The organism is Ignavibacteriales bacterium, from assembly GCA_026390795.1.
Classification (GTDB): Bacteria; Bacteroidota; Ignavibacteria; order Ignavibacteriales; family Melioribacteraceae; genus Fen-1258.
The window spans coordinates 1,433,346-1,455,469 of the sequence record JAPLFG010000003.1 but is presented as its reverse complement, the minus strand read 5'-3'; the positions used below and the strand labels follow the sequence as shown (position 1 = coordinate 1,455,469).

The following is a 22,124-nucleotide window of genomic DNA, read 5'->3' as shown; positions in this document are numbered from 1 at the left end:
CTAACTAATGAGTGATTCTTTTCTGCCTCGGTTTTGTGGGTTTCACGTGAAATATTACTTTCCTATGCAAAATTTTGCAAAAATGTTATTCAAAACATCATCTGATGTCACTTTCCCGATTATTTCGGCAAGTGCTATCTCGGCATTCCTTAAATCAAGAGCAATATACTCGCCGGTTAATTTTTTATTGATTGAATTTCTTGCGTTAATGAGATTTTCTTTAGCTGAATTTAACGCGTTATGGTGACGAAGACTCGAAATAATTGCTGTCTTTTCTGTATAATTTTGAGAACCGACTGCCCTCTCTTTCATTATTGTGAATAAATCTTCAATTCCTTTTCCGGTTAATGAAGAAATTTCCACATCCGCCTCAAAATTATTTTCCTTGAGAAGGTCAATTTTATTCGCCACAATTATAATTCTTTCTTTTTTGGTTATTTCTAATAATTGATTGTAAAGATCGGCAGAGAATCCGGAAATGACATCATTCATAAAAAGAACGATATCTGCATTTTTAACTGCTTCCCGGCTTCGAATGATTCCCTCTTTTTCTAGAATATCTTCAGTTACTCTTATTCCGGCTGTATCAAAAAGTTTAAACAGAATTCCGTCGATTGAAAGATCTTCCCGGATTATATCTCTGGTAGTTCCGGGAATTTCGCTAACAATAGCTCTGGCTTCTTTTAAGAGATAATTTAGGAGAGACGACTTCCCTACATTTGTTTTTCCTACCAAAGCAACATTCACGCCGTCTTTTATAACACGACCAAAAGAATACGTTTTCAATAAAGCATCAATTTCTTTTTCAATTGTATCAATGTTTTGCAGAATCTGATTGACAGAAAGAAATTCAATATCTTCTTCAGCAAAATCGAGTTCAAGTTCTATCAGCGATGACGTGTTTATTAGAATTTCTCTCATCCAATCAACTTTTTGTGATAATAGTCCATCCAGTTGATTCCTCGCACCACGCAGAGATGCTTCGGTACGTGAATTTATTATATCTGCCACAGCTTCGGCTTGAGTTAAATCCAATTTACCGTTTAAGAATGCACGTTTTGTAAACTCACCCGGTTCCGCCAATCTAACGTCAAATTCAACAAGAGTATAAATTATTTTTTCGGTGATTAAAGAACTGCCATGTGTGCTGATCTCAATCGAATCTTCACCGGTATATGAATGCGGACATTTAAATAATGAAACAAGTACGTCATCGATTATATTCTCTTTTGTGTCATAAATTTTTCCGTAATGAATAGTATGTGAATGGCAATCGGTAAGTTTTGATTTACCTCGGAAGATTTTATCAACGGACATAAAGCTTTGCGGACCGCTTACACGGATTACAGAAATGGCGCCTGAACCAGCCGGTGTTGCTAATGCCACTATAGTATCATTATCATGCTGCATCAATTCTTTCAGATTAAATTACAAAAAAGAGTTTGCATAACGGGGGAACTAAATTAATGTAATTGGCAGTTACACTCAAACATGAGAATAGATTCTACGAGCGAGGGAAAGTGTTACGTTTTTTATATTACTACCTAGTTATTTACTAATTCATAATATTTTAATACTAACTAGAAACTTTTTAGAATATCGTTTGTATGAGAAGTAAATTAGAATAGGAAATTTTGAGGCATCGATATGGAATTTAATTTTAACAAATTCACGGTAAAGGCTCAGGAAACTGTAAAGAACGCAATTGAGATTGCGCAGAATTACAATAATCAAATTGTTGAGCCGGAACATTTATTGGCGGCAATTCTGCAAGATCAATCAAACGTTGCGGTTTCTATAATTCAGAAATCCGGCGCGAACATAAATCAAATGAGAATTAAAATTGGTGAGTTGCTCGAACGGCTACCGAAAGTCTCGGGGAGTGGAATTGGGAATCAACAACTTTCAATCAACACATCAAAATTATTTGACAAATCTTCCGAAGAAACAAAAACATTAAAAGATGAATATGTTTCAAATGAACATCTGCTGCTGGCACTTAGTGGAGACAAAAGTGCGGCTGGAAAACTTTTAAATGAAAATGGAATTGACAAAAATATTATACTCTCAGCACTGAAAGAGATACGAGGCAACCAACGCGTTACTTCACAAAATCCGGAAGATACTTATCAAGCGCTTCAAAAATACGGAAGGGATTTAAACGAACTCGCGCGGTCGAATAAACTTGATCCTGTGATAGGACGAGATGAAGAAATCCGGCGAGTGCTTCAGGTTCTTTCAAGGCGAACTAAAAATAATCCGGTATTAATCGGCGAACCGGGAGTTGGTAAAACTGCAATCGCGGAAGGGATCGCTCACAGAATAATCAGCGGCGATGTTCCCGAAACATTGAAGACAAAAAGAATTATCGCACTTGATATGGGAGCGTTAGTTGCAGGAACACAATTCCGCGGACAGTTCGAAGAGCGAGTGAAGGCTGTTGTAAAAGAGGTCCAAGAATCTGCGGGAGAAATAATTTTATTTATTGATGAACTTCATCTTCTTGTGGGAGCGGGAAGGGCAGAGGGCTCTATGGATGCCGCAAACATTTTAAAACCAGCTTTGGCTAGAGGTGAATTACACGCTATCGGTGCTACGACACTTGATGAATACAGAAAATATATTGAAAAAGATGCGGCGCTCGAAAGAAGATTTCAGCCTGTACTTGTTTCCGAACCAAATGAAGAAGATTCAATTTCTATTTTACGTGGACTCAAAGAAAGGTACGAAGTTCATCATGGCGTGCGAATTACGGACGGCGCAATTGTGGCGGCAGTACAATTATCAAACCGTTATATAACAGATCGCTTTCTTCCCGACAAAGCAATTGATTTGATTGATGAATCTGCATCGAAGTTAAGAATTGAAATTGATTCGATGCCGGAAGAACTTGATGCAGTTGAAAGAAAAGTCAAACAACTTGAAATCGAAAGAGAAGCATTAAAACGAGAAAAAGATTCTGACTCAGCGTTACGGCTTGAAGAACTTCAGAAAGAATTAAGTGAGCTTGAAGAAGAACGCAATAGGCTGAAGAGTCATTGGCAGCTTGAGAGAGAGAAGATTCAAAAAATCAGATCGATGAAAAGCGATATTGAAAAAGCTAAATCAGATGCCGAACGATTTGAGCGTGAAGGAAATCTTGGTAAGGTTGCGGAAATTCGTTACGGAGTGATAAATGATCTTGAACGCAACATGAAAAAAGAATCTGAAGAACTTAATGCGATTCAAAGAAATACCAAGATGCTGAAAGAAGAAGTTGATGCGGAAGACGTTGCGGAAGTAGTTGCCAAATGGACTGGAATTCCGGTTAGCCGGATGCTTGAGAGCGAGCGCGCAAAACTAATTAGACTTGAAGAAGAACTTCACAAAAGAGTGATCGGGCAGGACGATGCAGTTGCCGCCGTAGCAAACGCAATCAGAAGATCTCGTGCGGGATTGCAGGACGCACACCGTCCCATAGGTTCATTTATTTTTATCGGCACAACCGGAGTGGGGAAGACCGAACTTGCACGTGCGCTTGCGGAATTTTTATTCAACGATGAACACGCAATGATACGAATTGATATGAGCGAGTATATGGAAAAGTTCTCCGTATCGCGTTTAATTGGAGCGCCTCCGGGATATGTCGGATATGATGAAGGGGGTCAATTAACAGAAGCCGTTCGGCGTAAGCCATATTCTGTTGTGCTGCTTGATGAAATTGAAAAAGCTCATCCGGATGTTTTTAATATATTACTGCAAGTTTTAGATGACGGACGGCTTACAGATAACCAGGGGAGAACGGTTGACTTCAAAAATACAATTATAATAATGACATCTAACCTTGGCTCGCATTTAATCCAAGAAAAATTGATGACGATGGACGAAACAAATTTTGAAAATATAATGGGTGAATTACGCTCTAGTCTTACGCAATTGCTCAGACAAACAATTCGTCCGGAATTTTTAAATCGTATTGATGAAGTAATTTTATTCAAACCATTGCTTAAGAGTGAGTTAAAACAAATTATAGCAATTCAACTGCAGAGAGTGGGGAAGATGCTCGTAGAAAAAAATATCGGGTTTGAAATTGACGAAGACTCAATCGATTTTCTTCTTCAGCATGGTTATGATGCAACATACGGTGCCCGTCCATTGAAACGTACGATTCAAAAATTTATTGTCAATCCTCTTTCCTCTGAATTGCTGATGAATAAATATGAATCGGGCGATACAATTGTAGTCCGTTACCCAGGAGCAGGGAAGTTAGAATTCTCAAAAAAATAATTCTTATACGGTTTGTTAACTATTTTACTAACTAGTTATATTTTTCAATCTCCCACCAAGGGTGACCTTTTCTGACGGTGCATTTTTTATTGCACCGCTTTGTTTATATTCAAATGTTAAGTTTTAAGCAAACATAGTAGGGGTAGCTATGAAAACATTTGTCATAATTTTAACCGCATTATTTTTAACTTCTCATCTCTCATCAACAGCACAAACCGATACGACAAAAACAGAGCCATATTTAAAAGCTCTCGAAGCATTACAGAAGAAAGACACTATTTCGGCAATTACTCTTTTAAAAGAATCAGTTAAACAAGAGAATGATGCACAATCATATTTTGAGTTGGCAAAACTTATATCCCGTAAAAAGACTGATGCTAATTTAAATGAAGCAGCAGAATACTTAGATCGGGCAATTATGCTTGATCCGAATAATGTGGAATATCCATTATTGCTGGCATCCGTTCGCGAAGAACTTTTTTATGTAAGTAGATTAAATCAAATTGACCGTGAACGTGCTTTTAATCAATACAAAAAAATTCTTGAGCTTGATCCTAAAAATGCAGAAGCACTCTATAATCTTGGTAGACTAAATGTAGAAGAATTTTTAAAGTATCACAGGGGGGAAGTTAAGACAGTGAAAAACAGAGCGCTTAACCCGGTTCAGAGAGCAACCATGTTTCGGGGAAGAAGTTCTCTTCTTTATGAAACTCAAAATGAGTTTGATAACACTCGTGGTAATTTTGTCGTCTTAGAATATGAAGGTTATGCGAAGGAAGGTTTTGATGCGGCGGAAAAATATTTATTTGAAGCAATAAAACAGGATCCGAACTTAGAAAAAAGTTATTGTGAATTAAGTAAACTTCACATTTATAATAATACGCCGGAAAAAGCTATTCCTATTTGGAACTCCATACAAAATAAAAATCTGAGCAAAGACGCACATCTCTATTTAGCAATGCTTTACTATATGACGAAACAGTTCGATAAATCCTCCGAAGAGTTTGAAAACGCTATCTCATTAATGGGTTTTGAAGAAAAAGAAAATTTTACTTTTAATTCTGCAAAATTAATCTTGAAGCCCAAATTTGATGATGAATTAAATACTTTGAGTCGGTCGCAGTTGGAAAAGTATATCGAAAAGTATTGGGATAAAAGCAACCCGTTAAATCTGTCCAAAGAAAATGTTCGTTTACTTGAACACTATTATCGTGTTGCATACGCAAATATATTTTTCAGTAACGTTCATTATAAGATTGTCGGTTGGAAAACCGACCGCGGCGAGGTTTTAATCCGGTATGGACAACCTTTAGACAAGTATCGTTATCTTTTTCAATTGGTAGAAGAATTCTATGGCCAACCTCCAACAGAAGTTTGGGATTATGGGAATAAGGTTTTAGCATTTATCGATCCCACAAGGATCAATAATTATATGTTTGCTCAACCATGGACGGCAATTGTGCCGATGAATACGCACGATGAAGTAATTAGCTTAAGACAGACTAAGCCAGACGAATATATTCCCAAGTTCGAAGGACCGGTTTTTGATTTAAGCTACAAAGCTTATCAGTTCGCATCAACTAACAAAACTCAAACAGATGTTTTTGTTGCTTATGGTGTTAACTTTTTAGATTCTACAACATCAAAAGAAAAATTTGCTGATGGTTATGATGTCGGGCTTTTCATGTTTGATAACAACTTTAACAAGAAATTTGATTATAGAAAAACTTGCACATCATTAAATCAATCCCAAGAATATTTGGTTAATACTTTAGAAATGACTCTATATCCACAAACCGGCAATCTTGCATTGGAGATGATAAGGAAGAAAGATAAGGGAGTAACCTCTTATCACGGTAAATATAACGTACGCAACTTTAGCAGTAATGAATTGGCTTTGGGCGATGTTGTTCTGGCTACAAATGTTGAAACCAGTAGAGAAATTATCGGTAGCATAAAACGAAAGGAGATCTCGGTTCTTCCAAATCCAGCAAAAACATTCGGCAAAGAAGATAAACTTTATCTCTATTACGAAATCTACAATCTAAAACCGAGCACTAATAATCTAACCGACTTTGAACAGAAGATAACAATTCAGAAAAAGGAAGAAGGCGGAGTTTTAAATTCAATTTTAAGTGTAGTTGGTTTGGATAAAGAAGGAAAGAAAGTAGCACTTACATCAAAGTATCAGACACAAGAGAAAGATCCGCAAATGTATCTTCAGCTTGATATGAGCAAGTACGAACCCGGAGAATATTTAATTACGGTTTCTATAAAAGAGAATGCAACAGGAAAGGAAGTGAGCAGTCAAACAGAAATAAACTGGCAGTAAATTTTAAGGTCCTTTATGAAAAACATCGGTTCAATATTATTCATCTTCTTGCTTACAGTCTCTATTTATTCTTGTGATGACAGTGTCAATCCAAAAACGGCTTTCCATGATGTTTACGCTTTAAACTGTGTTATAAGGGGCGATACTTCAATTCAGGTTGCAACAATTACGCGTTCTTACGATGCTGAGGGAATCCGTCAAATACCAAATACAATCGATCCTTTCATAAAAGGCGCGAAAATAAAATTAACTTACCTGCGCACGGGAGAAATTTTTTTCTTTAGGGATACCTCAGTCACACGACCCAGCGATTCCGCACACAACACTCCGGGTAATTATTATTATATCAAAGGATTCAAACCGGAATCGAACAGTAAAATAAGTATTGAAGCCATAATGCCGGATGGCAAAGTTCTGAAATCAAATTCAACAACTTATTCTTTATCCGCTGATTTTCTGGATGCAAACAGTTTTTTGTTTCCGCTTCCTTCGACCGTCTACGAGGGCACTTTGGTTCTTAAATGGAATCGATTAGATATGAGAAATAATATGGAAAACATGTACTTTGTTCCCAGACTTACAATAAAATATTTTAAGATTGAGAGCGGTGTGAAAACAGTATACGAGAAGGAGGTCCCCACCAGGTATATAGCCGGCTCTAATGAAGATTATCCGAAATACCCATCAATAGCGAAAAATATAACTGAATACTACTTTGATGCTCTTGCCGTTGAAAAAACTCTTCGGGAAATTTCAAATGGAGATCCGCATAAAGAAAATTATATAATCGATTGTATGGTATTCCGTTTATTCGCGCTCGATAAAGATTTAGCAACTTATTACGCATCGAACAAAGTTTTTAATGAAGAATTCTCTGTAAGAGTTGTTCAACCCAATTATTCCAATATCGACGGCGGATTTGGTATCTTCGGAACGCTTAGCTCTTTACAAGTTGGCATATATATAACTCCGGGCTATATAGAATCATTTGGATATAGATATTATTGATAAATAAGCTGTAACGGATACAAATCTATCTGTTAAGAAAGAAAATCATGATAAAGAAACTACATTCTATTTTTGTTTATATCATTATCATTGTAACGGTCACAAGCTCTACCGGTTTATCTCAATCCACCGACCTTGGTACAATATCCGGAAAAATATTCGATTCCGTTACTAAAGAAACACTGCCGGGTGTAAGTGTTTATTTATCCGGAACTACAATTGGTATATCGAGCGATAAAAACGGTAATTATAAGATCGGTAAAATTCCGGCAGGCAAATATATAATTGTTGTTTCGATGATCGGGTATAAACCGCTCGTTCAAAATTTGGAAATTAGCGGCAGCTCAAATATTCTAAAGAATTTTTTTCTTGAAAATAAACCGATAGAGATGAACGCAATTGTCGTTCAAGATCAGTCTGATGTGTATGATGATCTCTTAAGAGAGCAGAAAAATTACCGGGATATTTTTAAAAAGTATTTTCTAGGTCAAACCGAATTGAGCAACGAATGCCAGATCGAAAATATTGAGGAGATCATTTTCAGTAAAAAGTTCGAGCCAAATATTCAAGCTGAATGCCCAAATCCAATTATTGTAATCAACAAAGCTCTTGGCTATAGAATAGAATGTGTGCTTCTTACTTTTATATTTAATACTAATCAAGAGGGAGTCAATTGTGAGTTTTATCCAAAATTTACAGAGTTAATTCCGAAAGATGAAAATCAAAATCTAAAATGGAAGGAAAACAGAAAATCAGCGTTCAACAGCTCGCTTAGACGTTTTATGCTAAGTCGGCTGCAGTCAAATGTGCTTTTGAATAATTACGGATATGCTGTAACGGGCGCGACTAAGCTTCCAAAAGGAATCTCACTTTCAAGTCTGGTAGACAGCAATGACAAGATCGTGTTCATTGATACATTAAGCGGGTTACACTTTCTCAAATTCAAAGGATTCTTATTTGTAAATAATTTTTTAACAGACGAGCAATCGTTTGTCTATTTGCCCTTCGGTACCGCATATATCGGTAAGGATGGATATCCAATCGATCCGAGATCTTTGCAGGTATCTGGCGTTTTTGCCAAACATGGACTTGCCAACATGTTACCTATCGATAATTCATACATTGAAAGGGTGGAATAGAGTGTTAAGTTTTTTTTGAGGAGTTTCAATCTTTAGAATATTGTTATATCTTTTTGCGATCTGTATAAAATCAAACACAAAATATGTCGTTTGTTAAGTATGATTTAGAATTCTTGAAACGTGCAAATCAAAGCGAGAGAATTATTCGTAATAGGAGGAATTTATGATTAAAAAATTACCTTTAAATTTCTTTTATCTCTTTCTCATAATAATTTCAACGAGTTCAATCCGGTTATCGCAAACTGCAGAATTAACATCTATCTCAGGTAGAGTTATTGATTCAATCACAAAAGAAGGACTGCCCGGCGTAAGTGTTTATTTATCCGGCACAACAACAGGCACGTCAAGCGATAAGAGCGGTAATTATAAAATAGCAAAATTACCGATCGGTCATTTCATAATTGTAGTTTCTATGGTCGGGTACAAACCGATTCACCAAAATATTGAGATCCACGAAAGTTCTATTATTCAAAAGAATTTTTCGTTGGAAAATCAGCCAATAGAATTGAACGCAATTACGGTTTCATTACAATCGGACGAATACGCCGCGTATTTAAAGAAGCAAAAAGAATACAAAGAAATTTTCAAAAAATATTTTCTTGGGCGTACAGATTTCAGTGATGAGTGTCAAATAGAAAACATAGACGATATTACTTTCACTGAAAAGTATGAACCTTATGTTAATGCTGTCTGCTCTAAACCGATTGTTGTTATCAATAATGCTCTAGGATATAAAGTGGCGTGTCTTCTGATCCATTTTTTATGCAATGATACAAGAGGCGAACTTAATTATGAATTCAATCCAAGGTTTACAGAGATGGCTCCGATAAATGACGATCAAAAAGAAAAGTGGATTGAAAACAGGAAACTTGCATTTAAAAGTTCACTAAGCAGATTCTTATTGTATTTAATGCACGCGAAAGGAATAGGCTGGGATTATAGCACAAACTCATATAATGCAAAGATCAATAATGAATATAAATTGGTAAACCCAGGCGAAAAATTTTTTTACATGGATAGTGAAAGCGGGTTATTTTATCTCAAATTCAGAGATTTTTTGTACGTAAAAAATTTATTGACTGACGAACAATCTTTCATACCTGTACCGTCTGGGTTTTCTTATTTAGATCCCGGCGGTTATGCTATCGATCCAATGTCTATCCAGGTGGCGGGTGAATTTGCTAAACATGGCGTTGCCGATCTGCTTCCAATGGATATCTCTTATCTGGAATGGTTGGAATAAATTGACGAATGATATTCGATTTTAAAACATTTGATAAACAAAGATCATTCATAGAGAACTTAATTGGCATAGTGATATTTTGAGGCAATTATGAATCAGCCGATAAAATTTTTATTTAGAGATTTTTCGAAAGCATTCTTCATTTTTCTTTTACTTTTTGCTTCCGAATCCTTCTCCCAAAATTTTTATACGCTTGAAGGAAAAGTTACGGACGCAAAGACAAATGAACCGCTGACGTATGTAAATGTTTTTCTATCGCAAACCACGATTGGCGCGACAACAGATTTAAATGGTATTTATAAAATTGGCAAGATTCCCGGCGGAAATTATATTCTCGTCGCTTCAATGGTTGGTTACGAGTCTAATGTTATCGCCGTTGATCTAACTAAGAGTCAGAATAAGGTTGTTAACTTCAGTCTGGAAAGAACTACTTACGAATTCAAACAGATTGAAGTTCAAGGTGAGATTCCTCAAAAGTGGTTGGACCAGCTTGAGATTTTTAAGAAAATGTTGTTCGGCAGCAATATTTACGCTAAGAAATGTGTTATCAAAAATCCGTATCAAATTGATTTCAAAGAAGAAGGTTCAAAACTTACGGCTACAGCAAGAGAACCAATTATCATTCGGAACAATGCGCTTGGATATAAAATTGAATGTGTTCTCAAAAATTTTACTTATGATATAAACAACATGGGGACCAGTTATCAGATCTATCCTTCATTTACTGAACTTACTGCTACAACCGCCGACTCTGCCGAAGAATATTTATCCGCCCGAAAAGATGTTTATCTCGGTTCGCTTGCTCAATTATTATCATCACTTGCTATAAACAATTATAAATTCAGAGATGAGGGATTTGAACTCTACGTCGATGGCCAATTGGTAAAAAGAGCGAATGAGATTATTCAAGTGGATTCTGTTCATCAGAAATATTTCCTTAATGTAAACGATTGCCTGTTGGTAAAATATTGGGATTTAGGAAAGCAAACTTCTTCAAGAATCTGTCTAACAGCCGGAATCACTGAATTCGACCCATCCGGTTTTTTAATTAATCCGGATGAATTTATATTGCGCGGTGCATTCGCTCACGAGGGAATCGCCACAATGCTTCCGCGCTTTTGGAAACCGGAAGAGAAATAATTCACTGTATAAAAGGAGTAACGAGAGAAACAACAATTTATCATTTTAATCAGGAGGGTGTGAAATGAAAATGTTCAAGTATATCTATCCGGCACTTTTTCTTATTCTTATTTTGCAATGTACATCAGTTGATAACTCGGTCAGAGAGAAGGATCGTTTTTCAGCTAACATTACTTATGCCATCTTGCCATTTGATTGTGTCAATAAAGAGGTCGGAGTTACCTTTTCGAAGGAATTGACAGACAAACTTTCGGATTTCGGATACACGATTATGGATCGAGCTGAAGTTAATAAAATTATTACAGCACAAGGTTTGAAAGAGGAAGAAATCATTAACAATTACGCCCTCGCTATTAACAAACTAAAAAGTGTGGACGCAATTATTATTGGAAAAATTACAATGGAACGGGGTATTTCAAGCGCAGAATTAATGGGGTCAGGCGGTAGTTCCGGGGGTTTTAATAATTACATTAATAATTGTGAAGCCCAGGTTGTTGAAATTAAATCGGGTGAAATTATAGGTCGGGCATGGTTTAAATCTCCGGCACAATCGAATACAAGCGGGTCCGTAACACCGGCTTTTATTGCAGATAAAATTGCACGGAAGTTATCGCCTCATTAAAAGATTTTGATAGATAACGAGAATATCGGAAAGATTGAATGAACACTTGGCGAGAAAAATACCGTAAAAATTTTACGAGCGGAATAATCATCAGTATTTTCTTTCATACGACTATACTGTTGATATTATTTTACTTGCCGCAATCGACTGCCGAACCAACCGGCTATTATTTCGAAAACACATACATCGTAAAACTTACTACTGTTAATATCGGCAAAGTAGAGATCGTCGGCGGTGGCGGTTCATCAGGCAATGGAACTGAGGGAACGGGAAAAAATTTTTCTTCTAAAAAAACAATTTCTGGAATACCTGTTCCTGTTTCAGAGCCAACGGATATTGATTTTGGAAATGTGACAAATCTAATTGACTCGAAAGATTCTCTTTCCGGCGGAAGCGGAATGGGATCGGGAAGCGGTAGCGGGTTCGGCAGCGGAACGGGGAAGGGAATTGGAGACGGTTCGGGTGATGGAATCGGTTACAAATCACTTCCATTTGTTCCGAGGCAGATTCTTGAAGTTGTTCCGCAAAATACGGACGGAGTTAAAGGAACAATTATTTTAGTTTTAAAAATCGGCACCGATGGATTTGTAAAAGAGCACAAAGTAATTTATAATACATCCGGTGATGAGTCTTGCCTTATGAATACGGTTGACGCCGCATATAAATCCAGATGGGAACCGGTAAAGATTGAAGGGAGGCAAGTTCAGTACTGGATTGAGAAAACGTACAAATTTAATTAAAGCGGCAAAAGTTACTGGTGATTAGTGTTTGGTTATTGGTTTCTTAATTTTACGCAGAGCCTTGATCTTGCTCATGATCATGATCTTGCTCGTGATCTTGCGATTATATTAGTTTACTATTGATTTTTAAATGCATCTTCTCAATTTGAGCAATAAACTTTTTTGTGTTTCTCTTCTTAATGATCAACGCTAATCATCGATTGGGAAAATAATAATATGAGAAAAACCATCTTCTTCATTCTAATGTTTCTTGCTGTAATGTTAGTCTCTTTTTTCATCGCTGAAACAATAAGTGAAAATAATCTTCGCAAGAAAGTTGCCGAAGAAACAAATGAGATGTTTAACAAAGTAAAAGATGTGCGTCCACAAATTGTAACAGAGGCGGATGTAAAAAGTCTTCCAGAGCCTGTGAGAAGATGGCTGAGATATTCCGAGGTGATCGGAAAAGAAAAGGTTGTTAGCGTTCGGTTAAAACAAAAAGGTTTTTTCAGAATGAAAGAAGATAAAGATTGGATGCCGTTCGATGCGGAAGAATACTATACGGTTAATGAACCTGCTTTTATCTGGCATGTGAAAATGAAAATGGCTCCGTTTTTCTACGTAACAGGAAGAGATAGATACTTCGAGGGGAAAGGGAATATGCTGATTAAGCTGGCATCTATTGTTACTGTTGCCGACGCAAAAGTGAATAAAATTGATCAGGGAACTCTTCTCCGGTTTTTAAATGAAATGATGTGGTTTCCTTCAGCGGCGTTAAGTTATTACATAAACTGGGAAACGGTAGATAAAAATTCTTCTAGAGCAATAATGACTTGGGGTGATGTGACCGCTTCGGCTATTTTTGTTTTCAATGATAAAGGTGCGCTTGTTACAATGACCGCAGACCGTTATTGCGATGTTGGAGACGGCAAATTCAAATTAGAAAAATGGGCTACTCCAATTGAAGCTTACAAAAGAATAAATAATATTTTGATTCCTTATAAAGGAATGGCAATGTGGAAATTCAAATCCGGAGATTTTGAGTACATAAAATTGGAAGTAACCGATATTGAGTACAACAAGCCTTCTCTGTATGAAGAATGAAAAGATAAAATATATTGCCTTGCTTCGCGGAATAAATGTCGGCGGTAAAAATTTAATCAAAATGAATGACCTGAAACAATTATTCGAATCTCTGAAATTTGAAAATGTCCGGACTTACATTCAAAGCGGAAATATTTATTTTGAATCTACCGACAAAATTGAAAGTGCAATTACAAAAATATTAGAACAGTCGCTTCACCAAATTCTTGGCAATGATGTGCTTGTGTTCATCAGAACAATTGAAGAGGTGGAAGCAATTGTTAAACTCAATCCGTTCAATAAAATTAAAACTGCACTAAGCACAAAATTGTATGTTAGTTTTTTAAAAGAAGAATTGAAAAAGAATCCTAAACTTCCGCATATATCCCAAAAGAAAGATGTTGAAATAATCGAAATCAAAAAAAAGGAAATTTATTCTTTAACTGTGGAGATAAACGGAAGATTTGGTTTTCCGAACAATTTTGTAGAGAAAGAGTTCGGGATTCCAGCAACAACCAGAAATTGGACAACTGTTTGTAAATTAGTTGAGTTCTACCATAATAATTAATCATGCTTCTCAATTCTCATTTCAATTATTATCTTTACTTCATACTAAACCGAAAGTAATACATGGGCTCAAAAGAAGAAAGCAAGTTTCCCGTTCTCTTCATCGGGCATGGTTCACCTATGAATGCAATCGAAGAGAATGAATTTTCGAGAGCATGGCAAAAAATCGGAAGTGAGCTGCCGGAACCGAAAGCGGTTTTATGTATCTCCGCTCATTGGTTCGTAAACGAACTGGCGGTTACCGCGATGGAGAAGCCAAAAACAATTTATGATTTCTACGGATTTCCCAAAGAGTTGTATGAAATAAAATATCCCGCACCCGGCTCGCCTAAATTTGCCGAAGAGACTTCGCAATTGTTAATTGATCAAAATGCAAAGTTAGATATGGGCTGGGGGTTGGATCACGGAACATGGTCTGTATTGTGCAGAATGTTTCCCGATGCAAGGATTCCGACATATCAATTGAGCATTAATTACGCAATGCCACCAAAATATCATTTCGAAATTGGAAAAAAACTTAGCGCCCTCCGTTCTAAAGGTGTTTTAATTATCGGAAGCGGAAATATTGTACATAATTTACGTTTGATGAGACCCGACAATAATTCCTACGAGTGGGCTCAAGATTTTGATTATAATTCAAAACGATTGATTGAAAAAAGAGAATTCGAAAGTTTAATTGAGTATTCCAATCTTGGAAAGGAAGCGCTGCTTTCAATACCGACACCCGATCATTATTATCCGCTACTCTATGTGCTTGGATGCGTCTCTAAAGATGAAGAGATAAAATTCTTTACGGAGAAAATGGATCTTGGTTCCGTGTCGATGCGGTCATTAATAATTGGTTAGAAAGTTTAAAACAGCTTTATGCAAAAAACAAAATTAGAATTACTCTCTCCCGCAAAAGATTTGGAGTGCGGTATAGCCGCAATTAATTGCGGCGCGGATGCGGTTTATATCGGCGGGCCGAATTTCGGCGCACGCAGTGCCGCGGGTAATTCGGTTGATGATATATCAATGCTTGTAAAGTATGCGCATAAATTTTGGGTAAAGGTTTATGTTACCGTCAATACAATAATTTACGATAACGAGCTCGAAGAAGTCCGCAACTTAATTACCAAACTTTACGGCATAGGTGTGGATGCAATTATTTTTCAAGATATGGCGCTGCTTGAAATGGAGATTCCCCCAATTCAACTATTTGCTTCAACACAGACACACAATTATGAATTAGACAGAATCAAACTCCTGGATGAAATTGGAATCAAAAGAATTATTCTTGCGCGGGAGTTATCGCTTGATCAGATTAAGGATATTCGTAAATCTGTAAATGCCGAACTTGAATTTTTTATTCACGGCGCTCTTTGCGTTTGTCTGAGCGGACAATGTTACATGAGTCACGCAATAACCGGAAGAAGCGCAAACCGCGGCGAATGCGCACAGCCGTGCAGAATGGAATACACATTAATTGACCGTAACGGAAAAGTAATCGTTAAGGATAAACATTTGTTATCTCTCCGCGATCTTGATCTTTCCGCATATTTAAATGATCTAATAGAAGCGGGAATTACTTCCTTTAAAATAGAGGGACGGCTGAAAGATATTGGTTATGTAAAAAACATCACCTCATACTACCGGCACAAACTTGACGCAATCATCGAGCACAATTCTTCACTTGAAAGATCATCTTCGGGTTATTCAATAATTCCATTCGAGCCGGATCCGGAAAGAACTTTTAACCGCGGTTATACTTCATATTTTATTGACGGCAAAGATGAAAATATCTCTTCGATTGATTCGCCAAAATCAAAAGGAAAATATTTGGGGGTTGTTTCTCAAGTTGATAAAAGCGGTTTTACAATTGATACACACGAAACAATTGTGAATGGCGACGGCATCTGTTTCTTTGATGAAGAGGGCGAGCTTGTTGGAATGAATGTTAACCAAGTAAGCGGAGATACAATTCTCACTTCAGAAAAGAAAGGAATTAAAGTCGGCACCGCTGTTTATAGAAACTACGACCAAGCTTTTGAAATCGAGTTGAAGAAAGAATGTGAAAGAAAGATTCAAATAAATATTTTGATAGATGAAACGAAAACCGGTTTGCGCGTTACCGCAATTGATGAAGCCGGTTTAAAGATCGTGAAAATAATCGAAACAGAAAAAATTATTGCCAAGAGCGGCTCGAAAGCCGTCGATATAATTAAGAAACAATTTTCGAAATCGGGTGAAACTATATTTGATGTGATGGATGTAAAAGTAAATTTCAAAGAGCCGCTTTTCTTTTCGGTGAAAGAAATTAATGAATGGCGCCGAACGGTCTTGGAATTGCTTGAAAAGGAACGAACGAAGAAATATAAAATTGAGAATTGCGAATTGAGAATTGAGAATTATCGTTTGAATAAATCCACGCTTGATTACAAAGTAAATGTTGTTAATAAACTTTCCGAAAAATTTTATAAAGAACTGGGCGTTGAAGAAATAGAAGATGGTTTTGAACTTCAGAATAATTTTTCCGGCAAGACATTAATGACTTGCAAATACTGCATCAAGGGAGAACTTGGTTACTGCCCGAATGATTCAAATGAAAAGTTGGATGAGCCGCTTTATCTTTCAAACGGCGGCAAAAAGTATAAACTCGTTTTTAATTGTAAAGATTGTAAAATGAAAATTGTACACGAGTAAAGAAATCACAGGCAACATTTTTTAGTATTGATTCTCAACGGAATCTTTGCAATTTTTCAACGGAAATAATTAATCTGTAATCCGGTTTACTCTCAATTTATTCTCCTCTTTATTCTATTGCATAATATCTTACTAAATAGATTTTACATAAAGATAGGAGGAAAAATGAGAAGCTTTTTAGTTCTCTCGGTCATTGTTCTATTTGCACTTCAGACAACATCTTCCGCTCAAATTGAAAAAATTAAACTGGCGGGAAGGCACACAATTTTTGTAGAAAGCGGATTCAAAACAAACTCAACCACATCTGCCTCAACGAATTTATCCGGAGTAGAAGTCAAGACCGGTTTCATCGGAAGCATAAATTACGGTTACTGGTTTGATGAAGAATGGGCTCTCTCTTTCGGAGCCGGGGTTTTCGGTGCTGGGGCTTCGACTCGATTTAATGGCGTTGACACTAAAGCTGTTATGCCGATTTTATTCGGTATGAGATATTACCCAGCTGCACTTGCTTTGGGTTCGGTTGGAAGAGTTTATGCCGGTTTAGCATTAGGACAATATGTGGGAAGCGGAACGAGAGTCAAAACGCTTTTTACAACCGAGACATTCTCCGAATCGGTTTTCGGTGGAGAAGCTTCATTCGGGATTGATCTATTTGTAACATCATGGTTTAAGTTTGGTCCCAAATTATCATATCATTTTTTAGGTGATTTCAACGAACTGGTTGGAATCAAAAAAAATTTAAGCGGCGCGGGCTTTTCAGTTGAACTCGGTTTTGTTCTGTAGAAGTTCCCTATAATAAACAGTAAAAAGTGGCTGGAGGATTTTTCATGCAGAGACGAAGGCTGTTTTTCTTATTATTCCACTCACGTCTTTGTGTGAATCATTTTTTTATTTCGAAAGAAGCATTCCGCTTAGTTTCAGCAAATCTTTTTCACTCATTTTTGCGGTGAACCGCGCAGAGGCAAGTCTGCTTTGCGCAGTAGTATAATTTTTTTGAACATCTCTAAATTCAAGCGGTGATAGACTGCCAAGATTCAGCTGATCAATAGCTAAGTCTAAATTTTCTTTTGCAACGGAAACATTTTCGTCTTCAAGTTTCAATATCTCCAAATTCTTTTCGTAATTTTTATACGCAATAAGCAGATCCGATTCTAAAAGAGATTTGCTTTGCTGAAGTTCGATCTCGCTTTTGTCTAATGAGATTAAAGCATTCTCCAGTTGAAGTTGCGTTGTAAATCCGTTGAAAAGATTCCATGACAAATTTAAACCGTAATTGTAGCCGTAGCTTCTGTTGGATTTAACTAAATTAGCATCGGACTGGGATTTCTGGTAAGTGTATCCGCTTGTCAAACTTATAGTAGGGTAATAATCTGTTTTGGATAAACCAACATTGTAAGAGGAAAGATTCCTATTCTTTTCCGATTGCAGAATTTCAGTGTTGTTTTTTAATGCCGCTTCTTTCAATTGATCGAATGATAATCCGGTTTTTATTTCAATCGAATCGTCCACATCAAAATCGCGTGCGACATCACGAGAAAGCAATTTATTTAGAGAAACTTTTAAACTGCTTATTATTACTTCTTGGGCAAGCAAATTAGATTTATCGGAATTCAAATCTACTTTTGCGCGTAAAACATCCAGCTGCGACGCCGAACCAACGGAAAGTTTTTCTTCTGCAAGTTTAACACGCTCTTCGGAAATTGTAATGCTTTCTTTTGCAACACGGTAAAGATATTTCTGCCTAACCAAATCATAGTAAGTTTGAATTACGTCTGAAAGAGAATTTTCCACTTGGCTTCTAAGCCTTATCTCGCCAAGTTCTTTGTATTCTCTCAATTTTGAATATGATGTGAACATTCCGAATCCATCAAAGAAAGTCCAGTTCAAAGCAATATTAGCATATGTTGAATTCGAAGAGGCTTCATTTTCATCAACGCTCGATCCGTCAGAATATTCTTGTTTGGTTTTGGTAACAGTTCTTGTTTGAGTTCCTGTTACATCCACTCTTGGTAAAAAGCCTGCGTTACCCAAAGAAAAATTATTGCTGTTGATCTCAGCATCGCTCTTTGCAAGTTTTATATCATAATTATTTTCGAGAGCTATTTTAATTGCGTCGTTCAGAGAAAGGTTCTGCTGAGAAAATAACATTGCCGCCGATAAAAAGAAAAATCCAACTGCTAAAAAAACTTTGGTCTTCACTTAAATCTCCATTACTGCTTTGAATAATAATTTATTTTGCTTCTGTTACATTTGAAACGCTTTTAGATTTTTCCGAGAAGTAAGTATAAACAGCCGGAATAACAAATAAGGTTAGAACTGTTGAAAATGCTAATCCGCCAATAACCGCAATACCCATCGACACACGGCTCTCGGCTCCCGCACCAAGCGCAAGAGCAATCGGCAATGTTCCAAGAATCGTTGCAAGACTCGTCATCAAGATTGGACGGAAACGCAAAACGGCTGCTTCTCTTACGGCATCAACTACGGAAAGTCCTTGCGCCTTTTTCTGATTCGCAAATTCAACTATTAGTATTCCGTTTTTAGTAACAAGGCCTATTAACATTACTAATCCAATTTCGCTAAAGATGTTCATAGTTTGATTGAAAATAAATAACGACATGAAAGCGCCGGCAATTGCAAGCGGAACGGTAAACATAATAATGAAAGGATCGCGGAAACTTTCGAACTGCGCGGCGAGAATTAAATATAAAAGTGTTAACGCAAGAATAAAGGTGAAAAGAAGACTTGAAGAACTTTCCTTAAAATCTTTTGATACACCGGTAAGCGCGGTTGCAAATGATTCATCCAAAACTTTCTCTGATATTTTATCCATAGCTGTTATACCGTCACCGATGGTCTTTCCGGGCGCCAAACTCGCTGAAAATGTTGCCGATACATAACGATTAAATCTGTAAAGCTGCGGGGGGCTGCTCTGAGTTTTAACTGTAATAAAATTATCAAGCTGTACCAATTCACCTTTGCTCGATTTAACATAAAGAGATTGTAGGTCGAGCGGTTTTGCGCGGTATTCTTTTGCTATTTGCCCGATTATCTGATACTGTTTTCCGTTCATAATAAAATAACCGTAACGCTGTCCGCTTAATCCAAGCTGCAATGTTTGTGCTATATCAACAACAGCTACTCCAAGTTCACGCGCTTTCGAACGGTCGATCTCAAGCGCAAGTTCCGGTTTACTGAATTTTAAATTCACATCCACTTGTGCAAATGTCGGGTCTTTTCTCGCTTCATCTAAAAATTTCGGAATGATATTCCGCAATTTTTCAATTGTCGGCGATTGCACAACATACTGAACCGGCAGACCGCCGCCTCTTTGCGTTCCAATCGTCTGCGCTTGAACTACAAATGTTCTTCCATCGCTCAATCTGTTGACTTGCTTCGTCAAATCTTCGTAAATATCTTGTTGAGAGCGTGTACGTTTATCGCGGTCAACTAGCATGATCCTAATGAACCCGGAATTATTTGTTCCGCCGCCCCCGCCCGTTGCTACTCCCATAAGCGTCGATTCTTTCTCCGGCACTTTATCTTCAACAATCTTGTAAAGTTTATCCATAAAATTATATGTGAAATTATATGTCGAACCTTCAAGAGTTGTAGTATTGATGCGGAGTTCGTTTCTATCTTCGATCGGTGCCAATTCTGTTTGAAGCAAAGGAAGTATTACAAATGCGGTAACGACAGTTGCGCCCATTATTACGAATCCAAGCCATCGTTTTTTAAGAAACGACGATAATATTTTTTCATAGCCGGAAATAAATTTTACAAAAAAAGGTTCTGTTAACTGATAAAATTTGCTGTGGTGAGCGCGCCGTTTAATTATTCTTGAACTCAACATCGGTGTCAGCGTTAAAGCAACAAAGGCAGAAATAATAACCGAGCCCGCAATAACAATTCCAAATTCTCGGAACAATCTTCCGGTTAACCCTTGAAGAAAAATAATCGGAAGGAATACAACAGCCAATGCAACTGTGGTAGAAATAATTGCAAAGAAAATTTCCGCCGATCCTTTCATGCCGGCTTCCATCGGATCCATTCCGTCTTCTATTTTCTTGTAAATATTTTCAAGAACCACAATCGCGTCATCAACAACAAGTCCAATCGCAAGAACAATCCCAAGTAGAGTCAGAACGTTGATCGTAAAATTCATAAAGTACATTATGAAAAACGCTCCGATAAGAGAAATCGGAATTGCAAGAATGGGAATAATGGTTGTGCGCCAGTCTCGCAAAAATAAAAATATGATTATTATAACAAGTATGAATGCAATAATGATTGTCTCTTCAACTTCGCCGATTGATTGACGGATATATCTTGTTGAATCGGAACTGATATCAACTTGAATGTCTGATGGAATATCTTTCTTTATCTGTTCAACTCTTTTGTAACAGTCATCCGCAATATCAATATGATTGGAACCGGGTTGAGGCGTAATTACCACGCCGATCATCGGAATACCATCCCGCTTTATAATCGAATATTCATTCTCTGGACCCAATTGCGCATAACCAATATCTGAAAGACGAATGAACTGTCCCTGGTCTTCTCTAATAATAAGATTATTAAATTCTTCAGGCGTAATCATTCTTCCTTTTGTACGAATTGTCATTTCGGTATTCGTACCCTCAATCCTTCCTGAAGGGAGTTCGACGTTTTCGCTATTAAGAGCAGAACGAATTTCTGAGGCGGAAACTTTTAACGAAGCCATTTTATAAGGATCGAGCCACAGACGCATCGAATATCTCTTCTCGCCAAAAATTGAAACCTGGCTTACACCCGGAATCGTCTGCAGTCTTTCTTGAAAAATATTTTGAGCTATATCGGAAAGTTCAAGCAGATTTCTTGAATCGCTTTTTAAAGTGAAGAACAAAATGGGACTTGCATCGGCATCCGCTTTTGTAACAACAGGAGGATCGGCATCGGGAGGTAAATTTGAAACCGCACGGGAAACTCTGTCTCGAACATCATTCGCTGCACTTTCCAGATCAACATCAACATTAAATTCAACAGTTATCTGACTTCTGCCGTCGCGGCTTGTAGATGTAATTGAACGGATTCCGGGAATACCATTTATGCTTGCTTCAAGCGGTTCTGTAATTTGAGATTCAATTACATCTGCGTTTGCGCCTGTGTAGGAAACACTTGCGGTTATTATTGGCGGATCGATACTTGGATACTCGCGAACGCCTAAATATGTAAATCCGATTATACCAAGTAAAAGTATAGTAAGAGACATAACAATTGATAGTACGGGTCGATGTATACTAAGTGATGAAAGACTCATTTTTCAATTCTCGTTTTTATCATT

The 22,124-nt window shown here is 37.1% G+C and carries 16 protein-coding genes; 13 read left to right on the top strand and 3 right to left on the bottom strand.

What is annotated here, in order from left to right:
- Positions 1-54: 54 nt before the first annotated feature.
- On the bottom strand, positions 55-1,410 hold the full coding sequence (mnmE, locus tag NTX65_10055; protein MCX6169676.1) for a tRNA uridine-5-carboxymethylaminomethyl(34) synthesis GTPase MnmE: 1,356 nt from the start codon (positions 1,408-1,410) through the stop codon (positions 55-57).
- 237 nt (positions 1,411-1,647) lie between these two features.
- On the opposite strand from mnmE, the gene clpB reads away from it, so the two are divergent.
- From clpB to NTX65_09990, 13 genes are all read left to right on the top strand, one after another.
- On the top strand, positions 1,648-4,266 hold the full coding sequence (clpB, locus tag NTX65_10050) for an ATP-dependent chaperone ClpB (GenBank protein MCX6169675.1): 2,619 nt from the start codon (positions 1,648-1,650) through the stop codon (positions 4,264-4,266).
- Positions 4,267-4,414: 148 nt separating this feature from the next.
- Entirely contained in the window at positions 4,415-6,598 is a 2,184-nt protein-coding gene (locus NTX65_10045; protein ID MCX6169674.1) for a GWxTD domain-containing protein, read from the top strand.
- Between the two features lie 15 nt (positions 6,599-6,613).
- On the top strand, positions 6,614-7,606 hold the full coding sequence (locus NTX65_10040) for a DUF4249 family protein (GenBank protein MCX6169673.1): 993 nt from the start codon (positions 6,614-6,616) through the stop codon (positions 7,604-7,606).
- A 47-nt stretch (positions 7,607-7,653) separates the two neighbouring features.
- Positions 7,654-8,745 carry a carboxypeptidase-like regulatory domain-containing protein gene (locus NTX65_10035; protein MCX6169672.1) on the top strand — a complete coding sequence of 364 codons (1,092 nt, stop codon included), beginning with the start codon at positions 7,654-7,656 and terminating at the stop codon, positions 8,743-8,745.
- A 163-nt stretch (positions 8,746-8,908) separates the two neighbouring features.
- Positions 8,909-9,988 carry a carboxypeptidase-like regulatory domain-containing protein gene (locus NTX65_10030; GenBank protein ID MCX6169671.1) on the top strand — a complete coding sequence of 360 codons (1,080 nt, stop codon included), beginning with the start codon at positions 8,909-8,911 and terminating at the stop codon, positions 9,986-9,988.
- A gap of 90 nt (positions 9,989-10,078) precedes the next feature.
- A complete protein-coding gene (locus NTX65_10025) occupies positions 10,079-11,128 on the top strand; it encodes a carboxypeptidase-like regulatory domain-containing protein (protein MCX6169670.1) in 1,050 nt (349 codons plus the stop codon).
- A 64-nt stretch (positions 11,129-11,192) separates the two neighbouring features.
- The gene (locus tag NTX65_10020; GenBank protein ID MCX6169669.1) at positions 11,193-11,750 is read left to right on the top strand and encodes a hypothetical protein; all 558 of its coding nucleotides are present in this window, start codon (positions 11,193-11,195) and stop codon (positions 11,748-11,750) included.
- 38 nt (positions 11,751-11,788) lie between these two features.
- Positions 11,789-12,490, top strand: coding sequence for an energy transducer TonB (locus NTX65_10015; protein MCX6169668.1), 702 nt, complete (start codon positions 11,789-11,791; stop codon positions 12,488-12,490).
- Positions 12,491-12,706: 216 nt separating this feature from the next.
- Complete coding sequence (locus tag NTX65_10010; GenBank protein MCX6169667.1) at positions 12,707-13,573, top strand: hypothetical protein; 867 nt, start codon at positions 12,707-12,709, stop codon at positions 13,571-13,573.
- Positions 13,563-14,120 carry a DUF1697 domain-containing protein gene (locus tag NTX65_10005; protein ID MCX6169666.1) on the top strand — a complete coding sequence of 186 codons (558 nt, stop codon included), beginning with the start codon at positions 13,563-13,565 and terminating at the stop codon, positions 14,118-14,120. Before NTX65_10010 ends, NTX65_10005 begins: the two co-directional genes overlap by 11 nt.
- Positions 14,121-14,182: 62 nt before the next feature.
- Positions 14,183-14,965, top strand: coding sequence for a 4,5-DOPA dioxygenase extradiol (gene ygiD, locus NTX65_10000; GenBank protein ID MCX6169665.1), 783 nt, complete (start codon positions 14,183-14,185; stop codon positions 14,963-14,965).
- Positions 14,966-14,983: 18 nt separating this feature from the next.
- Positions 14,984-16,801, top strand: a complete 1,818-nt coding sequence (locus NTX65_09995; protein ID MCX6169664.1) for a U32 family peptidase — start codon at positions 14,984-14,986, stop codon at positions 16,799-16,801.
- A 165-nt stretch (positions 16,802-16,966) separates the two neighbouring features.
- Positions 16,967-17,584 carry a hypothetical protein gene (locus NTX65_09990; protein ID MCX6169663.1) on the top strand — a complete coding sequence of 206 codons (618 nt, stop codon included), beginning with the start codon at positions 16,967-16,969 and terminating at the stop codon, positions 17,582-17,584.
- A 105-nt stretch (positions 17,585-17,689) separates the two neighbouring features.
- Here NTX65_09990 and NTX65_09985 read toward each other — a convergent pair whose 3' ends face one another.
- Together NTX65_09985 and NTX65_09980 are read right to left on the bottom strand one after the other, a co-directional pair.
- On the bottom strand, positions 17,690-19,000 hold the full coding sequence (locus tag NTX65_09985) for a TolC family protein (GenBank protein ID MCX6169662.1): 1,311 nt from the start codon (positions 18,998-19,000) through the stop codon (positions 17,690-17,692).
- A 31-nt stretch (positions 19,001-19,031) separates the two neighbouring features.
- A complete protein-coding gene (locus NTX65_09980) occupies positions 19,032-22,100 on the bottom strand; it encodes an efflux RND transporter permease subunit (protein ID MCX6169661.1) in 3,069 nt (1,022 codons plus the stop codon).
- Between the last annotated feature and the right edge of the window lie 24 nt (positions 22,101-22,124).

Bases quoted from the DNA above. Each gene is read 5' to 3' on its own strand.
- mnmE (MCX6169676.1), bottom strand. From the start codon at position 1,410: ATGCAGCATGATAATGATACTATAGTGGCATTAGCAACACCGGCTGGT.
- clpB (MCX6169675.1), top strand. From the start codon at position 1,648: ATGGAATTTAATTTTAACAAATTCACGGTAAAGGCTCAGGAAACTGTA.
- NTX65_10045 (MCX6169674.1), top strand. From the start codon at position 4,415: ATGAAAACATTTGTCATAATTTTAACCGCATTATTTTTAACTTCTCAT.
- NTX65_10040 (MCX6169673.1), top strand. From the start codon at position 6,614: ATGAAAAACATCGGTTCAATATTATTCATCTTCTTGCTTACAGTCTCT.
- NTX65_10035 (MCX6169672.1), top strand. From the start codon at position 7,654: ATGATAAAGAAACTACATTCTATTTTTGTTTATATCATTATCATTGTA.
- NTX65_10030 (MCX6169671.1), top strand. From the start codon at position 8,909: ATGATTAAAAAATTACCTTTAAATTTCTTTTATCTCTTTCTCATAATA.
- NTX65_10025 (MCX6169670.1), top strand. From the start codon at position 10,079: ATGAATCAGCCGATAAAATTTTTATTTAGAGATTTTTCGAAAGCATTC.
- NTX65_10020 (MCX6169669.1), top strand. From the start codon at position 11,193: ATGAAAATGTTCAAGTATATCTATCCGGCACTTTTTCTTATTCTTATT.
- NTX65_10015 (MCX6169668.1), top strand. From the start codon at position 11,789: ATGAACACTTGGCGAGAAAAATACCGTAAAAATTTTACGAGCGGAATA.
- NTX65_10010 (MCX6169667.1), top strand. From the start codon at position 12,707: ATGAGAAAAACCATCTTCTTCATTCTAATGTTTCTTGCTGTAATGTTA.
- NTX65_10005 (MCX6169666.1), top strand. From the start codon at position 13,563: ATGAAGAATGAAAAGATAAAATATATTGCCTTGCTTCGCGGAATAAAT.
- ygiD (MCX6169665.1), top strand. From the start codon at position 14,183: ATGGGCTCAAAAGAAGAAAGCAAGTTTCCCGTTCTCTTCATCGGGCAT.
- NTX65_09995 (MCX6169664.1), top strand. From the start codon at position 14,984: ATGCAAAAAACAAAATTAGAATTACTCTCTCCCGCAAAAGATTTGGAG.
- NTX65_09990 (MCX6169663.1), top strand. From the start codon at position 16,967: ATGAGAAGCTTTTTAGTTCTCTCGGTCATTGTTCTATTTGCACTTCAG.
- NTX65_09980 (MCX6169661.1), bottom strand. From the start codon at position 22,100: ATGAGTCTTTCATCACTTAGTATACATCGACCCGTACTATCAATTGTT.